The 13544-nt window shown below is 68.6% G+C and carries 16 protein-coding genes; 6 read left to right on the top strand and 10 right to left on the bottom strand.

Features of this window, described 5'->3' with window-relative positions:
* Positions 1-12: 12 nt before the first annotated feature.
* On the top strand, positions 13-837 hold the full coding sequence (hisN, locus tag AC2YG9_RS16635; protein ID WP_487299103.1) for a histidinol-phosphatase: 825 nt from the start codon (positions 13-15) through the stop codon (positions 835-837).
* On the opposite strand, the gene AC2YG9_RS16640 is transcribed toward hisN, so the two are convergent.
* The 3 genes from AC2YG9_RS16640 to AC2YG9_RS16650 form a co-directional block, all read right to left on the bottom strand.
* Positions 834-1790: an alpha/beta fold hydrolase gene (locus tag AC2YG9_RS16640; protein WP_487299104.1), complete on the bottom strand. Its 957-nt coding sequence runs from the start codon at positions 1788-1790 to the stop codon at positions 834-836. The genes hisN and AC2YG9_RS16640 overlap by 4 nt on opposite strands.
* A gap of 10 nt (positions 1791-1800) precedes the next feature.
* Entirely contained in the window at positions 1801-2466 is a 666-nt protein-coding gene (locus AC2YG9_RS16645) for a hypothetical protein (protein WP_487299105.1), read from the bottom strand.
* Positions 2467-2593: 127 nt separating this feature from the next.
* Positions 2594-2902 (bottom strand): SCP2 sterol-binding domain-containing protein, encoded by a 309-nt coding sequence (locus AC2YG9_RS16650; protein ID WP_271065740.1) that lies wholly within the window; start codon positions 2900-2902, stop codon positions 2594-2596.
* Between the two features lie 154 nt (positions 2903-3056).
* On the opposite strand from AC2YG9_RS16650, the gene AC2YG9_RS16655 reads away from it, so the two are divergent.
* Positions 3057-3665: an MSMEG_1061 family FMN-dependent PPOX-type flavoprotein gene (locus AC2YG9_RS16655; RefSeq protein ID WP_487299106.1), complete on the top strand. Its 609-nt coding sequence runs from the start codon at positions 3057-3059 to the stop codon at positions 3663-3665.
* A gap of 6 nt (positions 3666-3671) precedes the next feature.
* Here AC2YG9_RS16655 and AC2YG9_RS16660 read toward each other — a convergent pair whose 3' ends face one another.
* The 3 genes from AC2YG9_RS16660 to AC2YG9_RS16670 all read right to left on the bottom strand — a co-directional run bounded on the left by AC2YG9_RS16660 (position 3672) and on the right by AC2YG9_RS16670 (position 6183).
* Positions 3672-4355 (bottom strand): hypothetical protein, encoded by a 684-nt coding sequence (locus tag AC2YG9_RS16660; protein ID WP_487299107.1) that lies wholly within the window; start codon positions 4353-4355, stop codon positions 3672-3674.
* Positions 4352-5254 (bottom strand): class I SAM-dependent methyltransferase, encoded by a 903-nt coding sequence (locus AC2YG9_RS16665; protein WP_487299108.1) that lies wholly within the window; start codon positions 5252-5254, stop codon positions 4352-4354. The genes AC2YG9_RS16660 and AC2YG9_RS16665 overlap by 4 nt, the downstream gene beginning before the upstream one ends.
* A gap of 83 nt (positions 5255-5337) precedes the next feature.
* Positions 5338-6183 (bottom strand): class I SAM-dependent methyltransferase, encoded by an 846-nt coding sequence (locus AC2YG9_RS16670; protein WP_487299109.1) that lies wholly within the window; start codon positions 6181-6183, stop codon positions 5338-5340.
* Positions 6184-6398: 215 nt separating this feature from the next.
* Between AC2YG9_RS16670 and AC2YG9_RS16675 the strand changes: the two genes are divergently transcribed.
* On the top strand, positions 6399-6857 hold the full coding sequence (locus tag AC2YG9_RS16675; RefSeq protein ID WP_487299110.1) for an Hsp20 family protein: 459 nt from the start codon (positions 6399-6401) through the stop codon (positions 6855-6857).
* Between the two features lie 99 nt (positions 6858-6956).
* Complete coding sequence (locus AC2YG9_RS16680) at positions 6957-8429, top strand: winged helix-turn-helix domain-containing protein (RefSeq protein ID WP_487299111.1); 1473 nt, start codon at positions 6957-6959, stop codon at positions 8427-8429.
* Here the strand turns inward: AC2YG9_RS16680 and AC2YG9_RS16685 are convergent.
* The 4 genes from AC2YG9_RS16685 to gpmA form a co-directional block, all read right to left on the bottom strand.
* Positions 8426-9688 (bottom strand): pentapeptide repeat-containing protein, encoded by a 1263-nt coding sequence (locus AC2YG9_RS16685; RefSeq protein ID WP_487299112.1) that lies wholly within the window; start codon positions 9686-9688, stop codon positions 8426-8428. The genes AC2YG9_RS16680 and AC2YG9_RS16685 overlap by 4 nt on opposite strands.
* Positions 9689-9769: 81 nt before the next feature.
* The gene (locus tag AC2YG9_RS16690) at positions 9770-11035 is read right to left on the bottom strand and encodes a pentapeptide repeat-containing protein (RefSeq protein WP_487299113.1); all 1266 of its coding nucleotides are present in this window, start codon (positions 11033-11035) and stop codon (positions 9770-9772) included.
* Between the two features lie 55 nt (positions 11036-11090).
* Positions 11091-11531, bottom strand: a complete 441-nt coding sequence (locus AC2YG9_RS16695) for a bifunctional diaminohydroxyphosphoribosylaminopyrimidine deaminase/5-amino-6-(5-phosphoribosylamino)uracil reductase RibD (protein ID WP_487299114.1) — start codon at positions 11529-11531, stop codon at positions 11091-11093.
* Positions 11531-12241 carry a 2,3-diphosphoglycerate-dependent phosphoglycerate mutase gene (gene gpmA, locus AC2YG9_RS16700; RefSeq protein ID WP_487299115.1) on the bottom strand — a complete coding sequence of 237 codons (711 nt, stop codon included), beginning with the start codon at positions 12239-12241 and terminating at the stop codon, positions 11531-11533. The genes AC2YG9_RS16695 and gpmA overlap by 1 nt, the downstream gene beginning before the upstream one ends.
* Between gpmA and AC2YG9_RS16705 the strand changes: the two genes are divergently transcribed.
* Together AC2YG9_RS16705 and AC2YG9_RS16710 are read left to right on the top strand one after the other, a co-directional pair.
* Positions 12240-12500 carry a hypothetical protein gene (locus tag AC2YG9_RS16705; protein WP_487299116.1) on the top strand — a complete coding sequence of 87 codons (261 nt, stop codon included), beginning with the start codon at positions 12240-12242 and terminating at the stop codon, positions 12498-12500. The genes gpmA and AC2YG9_RS16705 overlap by 2 nt on opposite strands.
* Complete coding sequence (locus AC2YG9_RS16710) at positions 12497-13453, top strand: KpsF/GutQ family sugar-phosphate isomerase (protein ID WP_487299117.1); 957 nt, start codon at positions 12497-12499, stop codon at positions 13451-13453. The genes AC2YG9_RS16705 and AC2YG9_RS16710 overlap by 4 nt, the downstream gene beginning before the upstream one ends.
* The last annotated feature ends 91 nt before the right edge of the window (positions 13454-13544 follow it).

A 13544-nucleotide genomic window follows, 5' to 3' on the forward strand; every position in this document is an offset into this window, starting at 1 on the left:
TAGAGGGTCCCCATGGCCCTCTCCCCTGCCCTTCTCGCCGAGCTCGATGCCTTCCTGGTCGAGCTCAACCGTGCCTCCGCCGCCGCCATCCTGCCGCTGTTCCGGGCCGATCATGGGCTTGAGGACAAGGGTCTGGCCGGGCCGCCGGGGACGGTGTTCGATCCGGTGACCGAGGCCGACAAGGCCGCCGAGCGGGCCATCCGCGCCCTGATCAACGCGCGCTATCCGGACCACGGCATCATCGGCGAGGAGTACGGCGAAGAGAACGCCGACGCCGACTTCATCTGGGTGCTGGATCCCGTCGACGGCACCCGCGCCTTCATCGCCGGCCTGCCGCTGTGGACCACCCTGATCGGCCTGCGCCACCAGGGCAGACCCGTGCTCGGCTCCATCGGCCAGCCCTATATCGGCGAGCTCTACATCGGCGGCGCAGCCACCGGCTCGCGGCTGATGGCGCGCGGCCAGTCGACGCCGCTGAAGGTGCGTCCCTGCCCCAAGCTGACCGAGGCCACCATCTGCACCACCGACCCGGCCATCCTGACCGGCCCCGAGCTCGGCTCCTGGACACAGGTGCGGGCGGCGGCGCGGCTGGCCCGTCTCGGCCTCGACGCCTACGGCTACGCCATGGTCGCCATGGGCAAGATCGACCTGGCGCTCGACACCGGGCTGAAGGTCTGGGACGTCGAGGCGGTGATCCCGGTCATCGAAGGGGCCGGCGGTATCGTCACCCAGTGGGACGGCTCGCCCGCAAGGACCGACGGCGGCCAGTTCGCCTTCGCCGGCGACCGGGCCTGCCTCGAGGCGGCGCTGGTCACGCTGAAGCGATCAGCCCACTAGACCTTCGGAATCAGCGGATCGACGAAGCCGTCGAAGGCCGCCCAGACCTGGGCCCGGATGTCGTCGGTTTCCTGGAACAGTTCGTGATAGGCGCCCGGAACCTTGCGCCACTCGCCTTGCGGCATGCGCGCGACGATGGTCTGCTGGTCGTCGTTGTCGACCAGGGCCTCCAGCCCCGCCCCCAGGACCAGCACCGGCAGCTTCAGCGCCGCCACCTGCGGCGCCCGTTTCAGCCAGGCCGAGGCGGCGAAGGCGAAGTCGAGCCAGCTCCAGGTGCCGGCCCCCAGCCGCATCTCCGGACAGGCGGCCAGCTGGGCCAGCGTCCGGGCATAGCGGCCCTCGTCATGGGTCAGGATGTTGCCCTCGAAGGCGGTGCCGTGCGGGTCGCCGGGCTGGTTGAGGATGTAGTTTGCCCCCTGCAGCCGGGCCATCAACCAGGCCAGGGCGCGGGTCGGCCCCTTCGGACGGCCGGGCGTCTGCAGTCCCATCATCGGGGCCGACAGGAAGGCGCCGACGAACCGCTCCGCCTCGCCGTGGGTCAGTGCCAGCGTCGTCAGGCAACCGCCCATCGAATGGCCCACGGCGAGCCAGGGCTGGGGCACGCGGTCCGCGAAATGGTCGACCAGGCAGCTGTAGTCGGTGACGAAATCGCCAAACCCCACCGCATGGCCCTTCAGCCGGTCGGGCAGCAGCCGATGCGACAGGCCCTGACCTCGCCAGTCGTGGACCACGACCACGAAGCCGCGGTCCATCAGCTCGGTGACCACCTCATAGTATTTCTCGATGACCTCCGACCGTCCGGGGCTGAGCAGGACCGAGCCGCGCGCCTTGCCCGGCGGGATGAAGATCGCGCCGCGCAGCCGCGCTCCACCCGCCCCCTTGAACCACTCGGCCTTGCCGCCGGGCGGAACCGGCGCTTCGGGGATGTCGAGCAGGGGGGCGTCGATGTTCATGGTCGGGGGTTCATTTCTTCGGGCGCTCGTCGAGCTCGATGCGGCTGGGCGCGCGCGCAAGCTTGAGGGTGACAATGCCCGGCATCAGTTCGGGATCAAAGCTCGGCGCGCCGGCGGCGACCGGCAGCGGCCTGGAGGCGCCCTTGGCGTCGATGGCCGTGCCCGACCCGGCGCCGTGCAGCACCACACGCTTGATCTTGGGGGCGGCGAAACCGATCAGCCCGGCCTTGGCCTTGATCGCCTGCTGGCACTGGAAGACGGCGGCGTTCAGCTCGGCGGCGCTCAAGGTCGCGGCCGGAGCCACATTGGCCAGCATCATCATCTGGCCCTTGAACTTCGAGCCCTTCGGCGCGGATAGCTCGATCTTCGACTTGGCCTTGAACTCGGCCAGGGTCGGCAGGCGCGTCACCCGGCCATCGGCGCCGAGCGGCAGGGGTTTGCGGCTGCCGTCGGCCCCGACCAGGGTCATGGTCAGCGGGCCACCGGTCTCCATCTTGTAGAAGTAGGCAAGCGTGAACTTGGTCCGGCTCGCCGCCGGGATGCTCAGGAACAGGTCGAGGAACGGAAACAGCTTTCCGACCTCGATCAGCTTGGACTCGGCGAAGGCTTCGCCCGCCAGGCTGAGGGGCAGCAGGGCGGCCAGGCCCGTCAGGGCGGCGCGGCGCGTCGTGGTCATCAGTGGCCTCATGCGGATCGCCCCCCGGCGCCCCCAAACTGAAGAAAAGCAGGCTATCGCTCAAATGCAAAGCGGCGCGGAAGGAATGCCCCTCCGCGCCGCCCGCAAAGCCGTTTGGCTATGGCGTTTAGGCCATACGCGCGAACAGGGCGCCCATCTTCGGCTGCAGCGACATGGCGAGACCCATGTCCGACAGCTTCAGGCGGCCGCTCATGAAGGCCATGGTGGCGTCCAGCTTGCCCGCGCCCATTTCCAGCAGGTCCGCCAGGGAAATGGTCATGGTCAGGTCGGCCGGCGCGTCTTCGTTGGTGACCGTGCCGCCGTCGATGTGGATGAAGCCGTCGCCCTTGAGGTCGAACTTCAGGGTCTTGCCCAGACCGGAATCGTCGCCCACGGCGGCTCTCACGCGATCGGTAACTTCTTGCAGATTGCTCATGCCGCCTCTCCCTATTTATCAGGCGATCAAGCGATAGCTTTCTCGCGCCCGGCGAGCAAGCGAACAGCGATCTTGCGCGTCGAAAAAGGTGACGGGGGCGACACTTTCGTCTAACCTGCGATTTATTCGCAACAAGGACGCCGGGGACCGACCCATGCCCGACCTGACGCTGGAAGACCTCGACCGCCTCTACAAGCCGATGAGCCCGATCGTGAAGGCCAAGGTGCTGGACCGGGTCGACCCGCACGGGGCGAAGTTCATCAGCCTGTCGCCGTTCGTGGTGGTCTCGGCGGCGGGGCCGGACGGGTCCATCGACGTCTCGCCGCGAGGGGGTGAGCCTGGCTTCGTCAAGCTGGACGGCGAGCGCACCCTTTATGTGCCGGACCGGCCGGGCAACAACCGGCTGGACATCATCCGCAGCCTGCTGGCCGGTCCGGGGCGGATCGGGATGATGTTCATGATCCCCGGCGTCGACGACGTCTATCGGGTCAACGGCTCGGTCACGGCGACCGAGGACCCGGACCTGCTCGCGCGGTTTCCGGAGTTCGGCAAGCTGCCGAAGATTCTGCTGCGGGTGGCCGTCGAGGAGGCCTTCCTGCACTGCCCCAAGGCGCTGATGCGCTCAAGGCTGTGGGACGCCGAGGCCCAGATCGACCGGGCCCTGCTGCCCAGCGGCGCCGAAATGGTCATGGACCAGCTGGGCATGGGCAAGCCGCCGGTCAGCAACGAGGTGATTTTGGACAGCTACCGCGAGCAGCTGTAGCCGGCTCTAGCCGAACACCACGCCGGAGTGCTTTGGCCCGGCGAATTCCATCCGCCAGGGGGCCCTGGCGAAGCGCAGCTTGGCGGCGCTGGCCTGGGCGCTGGGGTTGTAGGCCGGAGCGCCCTTGAACATCGGCAGGGGCGCGGTCTTGCCGTCGGCCATCACCGCCGTGCCCGAACCGCCGCCCGGAAAGGCGACCTGGACCATCCGCGGGGCGACCATGCCGAACTTGCCGGCGGCCTTCTTCACAATGGCGTTGGCGTCGTTGAGGCAGCTTGCTACCTGTCGCGCGTCCATCTCGATGGCCGGCTTGGAGCCCCAGACCAGACCGATGCGGACCGAGAAGCCGCCGGCGTTGGGGCCTTCGAAGACCATCTTCGACTTCTCGACCAGCTGGCGAAGGTTCGGCTCCTTCTCGAAGCGGCCGTCGGCGGCGATCGGCACGTCGGTGCGCTTGCCGTCCTTGTCGATCCACCAGGCCTTGACGCCCTTGGGCGGGTTGCCGTTCTGGGTCAGGTAGAAGTCGACCTTCAGCCGCTGCTGCTCGGCCGGGCTCATGCGCAGGAAGTTGTCGAGGAAGACGAACACCTTGGAGACATCGGTCTCACGCGTGGCGGCCGCCGCCTGTTCCGCGAACAGCGGGACGGTCAGGAGCGGAGCAAAGAAGAGAACGCGGCGGCTGACGGTCATTTAGGCTTCACAAGCTTGAGGGTCATGCGATCGCTTTCGCCGATCGCATCATACTTGGCATGGTCGAAACCGGCCTTCGGCGGTTGCCCCCGGGGCGCCGACAGGCGCGTGGGCGGCAGGGTCCAGACCCCAAAGGGGTGCTTTCTGTCGTCTTTCGGGTTGGCGTTGATCTCACTGTCGGCGCTCAGCAAGAATCCTGCCTCTTTGGCCAGTTGGATCGCATAGTCCTGCTGGACGTAGCCATCGGCGGCCAGCGGGTCCTGTACAGCGCCCGGGACGCCGCGATGTTCCTCGATCCCCAACACCCCGCCCGGCTTCAGCGCCGCGAAGGCGTCGCGGAAGGCCTTGTCGGCGATACCGGCCGCCATCCAGTTGTGCAGATTGCGCAGGAACAGCACCAGATCGGCGCTTCCGGCCGGGGCCACGGGACCGCTGGTGGGCCCGAAGGCCGTGACCTCGACGGCGCCCAGGACCTTCTTGTTGTCGCTGAGTTTGCGCTTGTAGGCCTCGACCAGTTCGGTCGCCTGCGGGTCGGTGGTCTCGAGGTTGGCGACGTAGAGCTTGCCGCCGGTGGCGTCCAGGAACGGCGCCAGAATGTCGGTGTACCAGCCGGCGCCGGGCCAGAACTCGACCACCGTCTGTCCCGGTTTGAGACCCCAGAAGGTCAGGCTCTCCACGGGATGGCGCCAGGCGTCGCGGGCCTTGTCGGCGGGCAGGCGCCAGTCCCCGGCCACGGCGTCGGCGATGGTTGCGATCTTGCCGATCTCGGCGGGCTTCCCGCCATTCTGGGGGTCGGCCTTGGGCGCCGCCTCTTCCTTCTTGCCGCAGCCCGCCAGCGTCAGGCCGGCGGCGCCGGCCAACAGGGCCCGGCGCGACGGAAGAAACAGATCTGAACGCATGCGTACTGTCACTTTCAGGATCGCCCCCGCGCTCGCGACCGTGCCCATAGCGGCTATGGGCGCCCGCGTCAAAATCCCGATGTCTACTTCGGCTTCACGAACCGGAGGGTCATGCGGTCGCTTTCCCCAACAGAGTCAAAGGGGGCATGGTCGAAGTTCGGGTCGTCGGGCTGGCCGCGAGGGGCCGATTGCCGCACCGGCGGCAGGGTCCAGACGCCGAAGGGGTGATCCTTGTCGTCTTTCGGGTTGGCGTTGATCTCGCTCTTGGCGGCCAGCTTGAAGCCGGCCTTCTCGGCGGCGGCGACGACGAAGGCGGTCGACATGTAGCCGGTCGGGGCGCCGTCGGCCTGGGGCAGCGGATCGGCCCGGTGATCCTCGACGCCCAGCAGGCCGCCGGGCTTGAGCACCGCGAAGAAGTCGGCCAGCACCTTGTCGAGCATGCCGCCGCCCAGCCAGTTGTGGACGTTGCGGGCGGTGATCACCAGGTCGGCCGACCCGGGCGCGCCGAGCGGACCCGACTTGGGTCCGAAGTTCGCATAGGTGATGTCTCCGAACTTTTCCTTGTCGGCGTACTTGGCCTCGAAGTTGGCCCGGCCCCTCTTGGCGCCTTCCGACAGGGCCGGATTGGACAGGTCGGCGACGCCGGCGATGTAGGTCCCGCCGGTGGCCTTGGCGTAGGGGGCGAGGATCTCGGTCCAGTAGCCGCTGCCCGGGCTGATCTCGATCACCGTCTGCTTGGGCTTCAGGCCCCAGAAGGTCAGGCTCTCGTAAGGATGGCGATGCGGGTCGCGGGCGACGTGGGCCGCGCCCCGTTGCGGGCCGGCGATGGCGGCCTTGAGGGCCTCGTCGATCTTGCCCTTGGCGAAGGCGGTTCTGCTGGTCAGGGCGCTGGCCCCCATCAGAACCAAAGTTGCGCGCCGATTCAGCATGCCGTCCTCCCGAAAACTGGACGCGCACCCTAGCCCTCGAAGCGGGTCGTTGAAACCCTGTTCACCCACCCCTTGAAACCAAAATTCGGCTCACCAATTTAGACCTCGAAGGCGCCGCTAACGGGTCTTCACGGGTTCGTAGACGAGGCCATTCGGGTCGTCGAAGAGCTCGGCAAACCGCAACCTTGCTTATGCAAAGAAGGATGTGCCTACCCATGCGTACGATCGATTTTTCGCCCCTGTACCGTTCCGTCGTCGGCTTCGACCGGCTCGCCACCCTGCTGGACTCGGCGGCCGCTCAAGAGAGCCAGGCGGGCTATCCCCCCTACAACATCGAGCGCACCGGTGAAGACGCCTACCGCGTCGAGATCGCCGTCGCCGGCTTCCGCCCGGACGAACTGGCCATCGAGGTGAAGGAAAACCTGCTGACCGTCACCGGCCGCAAGGCCGCCAATGACGACACCCGCAAGTTCCTGCATCGCGGCCTGGCCGAGCGCAACTTCGAGCGCCGCTTCCAGCTCGCTGACTATGTGGTGGTGACCGACGCCCACCTCGCCGACGGCCTGCTGGCCATCAGCCTGGAGCGCCAGCTGCCGGAGGCCCTGAAGCCCCGCACGGTGACGATCAACACCGCCCCGACCTCGACCCTGATCGAGGGCGACAAGGCCGCCTAACGGTTTAGGCAGAGCCTCACCAAGGGAAAGGGCGGCGATCCCCAGCGCCGCCCTTTTTCTTTGGCTGTCAGGCGAGAACCGCGGCTATCAAGGGACGAGATGGCCGCCCCGACTTACATCCACCTGCCGGCCGGCAACCAACCGCCCATCGACGCACCGTCTCGACCCTTCAAGGCGATCGTCGTTTGCGAGCAATCGACCAGCGCTGATTGGCGCAAGCAGATCAGCGAATGGCTGGTCGACAGAGGCTGCCTCTACCTGATCGCCTGGGGGCGCGATTGCGGCGATTGGGAATATGAGGTCGATTGGGCCAACCTCGCGAAGTTCGATTTCGGCGACATTCCCGAGGCGGATTTCATCATGACCACCAGTCATGATGACGAAAGCCTGTCCGAAGCCTTCTGGTTCGCCGGCCAAGTCGCCTGGCATTCGACCGTGCCGCTGCCCGATACGCTGATCCTCCACGTCGCGCCCGACCAGAAACGCACTAGAATGCTCAGCGCCTATCGCGAAGCACAGACCATGGACCTTGGCCCCTTTAGATTCGACCGGTTTCAGCTCGATCCGGAAGACCGCCTGCTGACCTGCGACGGGGCGCCGGTAGAGCTCAACGCCCGCTATCTCGACGCCCTGACCCTGCTGGTCCGCGAGGCCGGCAAGCTGGTGTCCAAAGACCGCTTTCTCGAAGATGTTTGGCGCGGCGTGCCGGTGACCGACGAGGCGTTGACCCAGTGCATCCGCACCCTGCGCCGGCAGCTGGGCGACGACGCCGCCAAACCGCGCTTCATCGAGACGGTGCCCAAGCACGGCTATCGGTTCATCGCGACGCTTGAGGCCGCTGAGACGCCGGCTGCCATGCCCTCCCCTCCGGCCGCCGAGGCGCCAGGCTGGCAAAAGGCTCTGTTCATCGCGGGCGCCGGAACGCTCGGCGGTGGCGCGGCCGGCGGCTTTGGCGGTCTCTTCTATGGCTTCGCCGGCGCCGCCCAGACCGCGACGCCGGGCCAGGGCTCAGCCTCGGTGCTGGCGGTGATGGTCTGCCTGTGCCTGCTGACCGGACTGCTCGGCGGGCTCGGCGTCGGCGGCGGGATCGCCGTCAGCGGCCTGATTCGCAAGGACTGGTGGAGCGCCATCATCGGCGGCGCTGTTGGTGGCCTGGTCATCGGGGCGGTGGTCAAGCTGCTGGGCCTGGACGCCTTCAACCTGCTGTTCGGCGCGGCCCCGGCCAGCATCGCCGGCGGCTTCGAAGGTCTGGTGCTCGGCGCCGCCACCGGCGCGGGGGCCAGTGTCATCGGGCGCACGACGCCGGCACGGGTGCTGGCCGTCGCCGCCTTAGAGGGCGCCTTGGCCGGGCTGGTGATCGCTTTTTCCGGTGGGCGACTGATGGCCGGCAGCCTCGATGCGTTAGCCCAGCAGTTTCCGCAATCACGGCTGAGCCTGGAGCCGCTGGGCAAACTGTTCGGCGAAGCCAGCTTCGGGGTCGTCAGCCGCTATGGGACCTCAACCCTCGAGGGGGCGCTGTTCGCGGTCTGCGTGGCCGGTGTGATCCTCTACGCCCGGCGCGAACGACCCTAGGCCGTCTCCATCCCGATCGTCTGGCCCAGGTCCGTGTCGCGGAAGCTGGTCGAGATCAGCTTGGCGCCCGTCAGATTGGCCCCGCGCAGGTCGGCGCCGTCGAGGATAGCGCTGGTCAGGTCGGCGGCCTGGGCATGGGCGTAGCGCAGCCGCGCCTGGTTCAGGGTCGCCGGGTTCTCGCGACCGGGGCCGAGCGGCAGCACGCCGACCGCCGCGCCCCGCAAGTCGGCCTTGGTCATGTTGGCCCCGGCCAGCTTGGCGCCGCGCAGATCGGCCCGCTGCAGATTGACCCCGCGCAGGTCGGCGCCCTCGAAATTGGCCCCCTGAAGCTGGGCTCCGGCCAGGTTCATCCCGACCAGGCAGGCGCCGCGCGCGCTCATCGCCGTCAGCCGCATGCCCTTCATCGCCTCGCCCAGCGGACGCAGGTCGGCGCCGTCAAGCTTGGCGGGTGTGCCTTCCTTGCCGCCGGTCTCGCACCAGGCCTGGTTGGCCTTGAGCTTTTCCAAGGCGGCGACGGCGAGGGTCAGGGCCTCGCGCGTCGGGCTGGAGAGGGCCCCGGCCAGTTTGGCGCCGCTCATCCTGGCGGCGGCGGTGTCGACGCCCGACAGCACGGCCCCCGAGAGATCAGCGCCCTCGAGGTTGCAGTTGCTGACGTTGGCGCCGGCCAGGTCGGCGCCAGTCAGGTTGGCGTCCTTGAGATTGGCCCCGGTCAGGGTGGCGCCCTTGAGCGAGCAGTCGGTGAAGTCGGAGGCGAAGGCCGAGGCGCCCTGGAACTTCGAGCCGTCCAGCGTGGCGCCGGTGAAGTTGGCCTCGTCGGCCGAACCGATACGCGGTTCCTGGCGCAGGCTGTTTAGGCCCTTCTGCGGATGCGGGATGGCGATCTGGCCTTCGCGGAAGTCCGCCTGGGTGAGGTCCGCCTGGGTCAGGTTGGCGCCGCGCAGGCAGGCGCCGCGCAGGTCGGCCCGCACCAGCGAGGCCTGGGTCAGGTTAGCCTTGCGCAGGTCCGAGCCGAACAGGTTGGCGCGGTCCAGCCGGCAACGGATCATCCGCGCGCCGTCGAGGATAGAGGCGGAAAGGTCGGCGTCGGCGAGGTTGCGGCCGGAGAACTCCAGGCCCGACAGGTTGAGGAACCGCAGGGAGGCGCGCTTGCCCCCCGGCTTGCCCCCCAGGAATCGCTCATGCGCCGAGACCATCATGTCCAGCTCCGCCTGCGTGATGCGGCGTCGACCGGTCATCGGCGTGGTGGTCAGAGTTACCAAGGTCCTCGCCCCGAAAGGACAGAATCAGAAGACGAACATGTTAGCCGAACAATGGGCGCCGAAGCGTTAAGCTTAATAGGCTCACCTTGGGGTCAGCGGTGACCAGTCCAGTCCTCTCACCCCGACCCGTACCGTATCGCGCAGGTCCGCGCCCTTGGTGTGGGCGTTGGTGAAGTTGGCGCGCGACAGGTCTGCGCCGGTCAGCCGGGCCTGGCGCAGGTCGGCCCGGGCCAGGTCCGTGCCCTTGAGCTGCGCGCCGCTCAGGTCGGCCGGCAGCAGGCGGTCGGCGGCGATCATCAGCGGACCCAGCTGGACTTCGCGCAGGTCCGAACCGGACAGCTTGGCCCCGGCCAGCCGGGCGCCGCGCAGGTCGGCGCGGCGAAGATTGCAGTTGCGCAGATCGGCGCCTTCAAGGTGCGCGCCCTGCAGCTGGGCGCCTTCCAGGTCGAGGCCGTAAAAGACCGCGTCACGGGCCGACAGGGCGGTGAGGTTCAGGCCCTTGAGCGAACCCAGGGCCCGCAGGTCGGCGCGATCGAACTTCGACGGCGCTCCGGCCGCCCCGGCCGTTTCGCACCAGCGGGCGTGGTCGCGGATCATCTGTTCGTAAGGCAGGTCGGCGACCGGTTCGCCGGCCGGCTTATCGGTCAGGGCGCCCTTCATGTCGGCGCCGTCGGTCTTCCACATGGCGGTCTTGGCGCCCACCAGGATGGCGTCGTGCAGGTCGGCGCCGGAAAGATCGGCCCCCGACAAGTCGGCGCCCGACAGGTCTGCCCCGCCCAGCGAGCATTGCTTGAGGTTGGCACGGACCAGCTTGGCGTCCTTGAGGATGGCGTCGCTGAAGTCGGCCTTGACCGCCACCACGCCCGACAGGCGCGAGCGTTCCAGATTGGCCCCCGACAGGTTGGCCCCGCGGGCGTCGCCGGCTCGCACCTGATGTTCGAGGATGCGCAGGCCCTTCTCGGCGTCGGCGGCGGCAATGGCCCCCTCGCGCAGGTCGGCCTCGAACATGTCGGCGCCCGACAGGTTGGCGCCGCGCAGGCAACTGCCCCTCAGGTCGGCGCGGCGCAGGCTGGCGTCGGTGAAGTCGGCGCCCTGCATGTCGGCCCCGAAGAAGCTGGCGTTGTCGAGCTTGGTCCCGACGAGCCTGGCGTCGCCCAGCTGGGCGCCAGTGAAGTCGGCGTCGCAAAGATTGCGGCCCGAGAGGTTCAGGCCCGACAGGTCGGCGAAGCTGAACACCGCGCGCGCCCCGCCGCCCCGGCCCGACCACAGACGGTCATGACGGGCGCAGATCAGGTCGACATCGGATTGCGTCAGGCGTCTCGGCCCGGACGCCGCAGCGGCGCTCATGCGCGTGTGACTCCTCAAGGAGCCCACAGATGCCTGATTTTGCTTAACGTTGGCCTTACACCTTTTGGGTCAGGAACCAGGCGCCGTAGTCCAGCGCGTCGATCGCTTCCTGGGCCAGCAGGCCGGTCTCGACCGCAATGCCCGCGGATTGCAGACGCTCCGACCCGCGTCCCGCCGCGAAGGGCGAGGGATCGTCACAGGCGACCACCACCCGCACCACCCCGGCCTCGACCAGCAGCTGCGAACAGGGCGTTCCGCCGGACGACCGCGCGCCACAGGGTTCGAGTGTGACATAGGCCGTGGCGCCCCTGGCCTCGCCGGCGGCTCTCAGGGCCTGGCCCTCGGCATGGGGACGGCCGCCGGGCGCGGTGGCTCCGCTGCCCAGGATGACGCCGTCCCGCACCAGCACGCAGCCGACGACGGGATTGGGCGCGGTGAGCCCCAGGTTGACCTTCGCGGCGGCGATGGCCGCCCGCATGAAGGTCTCGTCGGTCATCAGACCGCCGGCAGCGGCTGAGCGCGGTCGGTGTCGAGGTAGCGGGCCGCGGTCGGCTTCAGGCCGGCGTCCAGCTCGATGACCAGCGGATTGCCGGTCGGGATTTCGACCCCGACGATGTCGCTGTCAGGCACGTTGAACAACAGCTTGACGATGGCCCGCAGGCTGTTGCCGTGCGCCGCCACCAGCACTGTCTCGCCGGCCTTGAGATGCGGCGCGATCTCGGCGGTCCAGTAGGGCTCGACGCGGTCGAGCGTGGTCTTCAGGCTCTCGGTATCGGGGATGGCCTTGCCGGCATAGCGTTCGTCAGCCGAGAAGTCCCACTCCCCGCCGGGCGCCAGGGGCGGCGGCGGCACGTCGTAGCTGCGCCGCCAGATGGTGACCTGCTCATCGCCGTGCTGGGCGGCGGTCTCGGCCTTGTTCAGGCCCGTGAGGCCGCCGTAGTGGCGCTCGTTCAGGCGCCAGTCGTTGGTGAAGGTCAGATCGCCCTGCCCGGCCGCGGCCATCGCCAGGGCCCCGGTCCGCTGGGCCCGCCTGAGCACCGAGGTGTAGGCCTTGTCGACGATCAGGCCCGCGGCCTTGATCAGCTCGCCGCCCTTGGTCGCCTGGGCTTCGCCTTCTGCGGTGAGGTCCACGTCCACCCAGCCGGTGAAGCGGTTTTCAAGGTTCCACTGGCTCTGGCCGTGGCGGAGGAGGATGAGGGTAGCCATGGGCCGGTGGGCTAAGGCGATGACGGCGCGGGGTCAAGCCGCCTTCACCGCCCAAAGCGGGGTTCAACCGGGAGACGGCGCAGGCTATAGCCACCTGATGCGTGACCGCTTCTTCTATCCGCTGACCATCGCCCTGACCGCCGGCATGATCCTGCTGGCCCTGGTCTGGCCGCAGGGTCAGGGCCAGCGTTCCCCGGCCCCGTTCGGTCATGAGCCCACCACGCCGGCCAAGGCCGCAGGACTGCGCAACGCCCAATGAGCGACATCGACCCCGTACAGGCCGGCAGACGCGTTCTGACGACCGAGGCCCGCGCCCTCGACCAGCAGGCCGCCGAGCTGGGCGAAGACTTCGCCCGCGCCGTCGAGACCGTCTTCGCCGCCAAGGGCCGCGTGGTCTGCACCGGCATCGGCAAGAGCGGCCATGTGGCCCGCAAAATCGCCGCCACCCTGGCCTCGACCGGCACACCGGCGATGTTCGTCCACGCGGCTGAAGCCAGCCACGGCGACCTGGGCATGATCGACAAGGGCGATGTCGTCCTGGCCCTGTCCAAGTCGGGCGAGGTGCGTGAGCTTTCCGACATCATCGCCTACTGCCACCGCTTCGGCATTCCGCTGCTCGGCATGACCGCCAATGGGGCCAGCGCGCTGGGCAGCGCCTCGACCATCCTGCTGAAGCTGGCCGACGCGCCGGAGGCGACCGGTGACCTCAACGCCCCCACCACCTCGACCACCCTGCAGATCGCGCTCGGCGACGCCCTGGCGGTGGCCCTGCTGGAGCGTCGCGGCTTCACGCCGAAGGACTTCCACGTCTTCCATCCGGGCGGCAAGCTGGGCGCCATGCTGCGCACGGTCGGCGACCTGATGCACAAGCTGGCCGAGGCCCCGCTGGCCCCGCTGGACATGCCGATGCCCCAGGCCATGCAGGTGATGACCGCCCGGCGGCTGGGCGTGGTCGGCGTCACCGATGCGGACGGGCGGCTGGTCGGGGTCGTCACCGACGGCGACCTGCGCCGTAACTTCGAAGGCCTGTCGGCCAAGACCGTCGAGCAGGTGATGAGCCGCAACCCCAAGGCCGTGACGCCTGCGACCCTGGCCGCCGACGCCGCCCGGATCATGAACGAGAGCCGCATCACCGTGCTGTTCGTGGTCGATGACGGCCGCCCGGTCGGGGTGCTGCACGTCCATGACGTGCTCAGCGCCGGGGTCGTCTGAGTCACCAAATCTGGTGATAGGCATGACCCCAGCCTGCGTATAACGTCGTTATCAGTTAAGAGTGCGCGTGCCCCACCGGCGTTCCCGGAGG

The organism is Caulobacter sp. SRI_014, assembly GCF_057586315.1.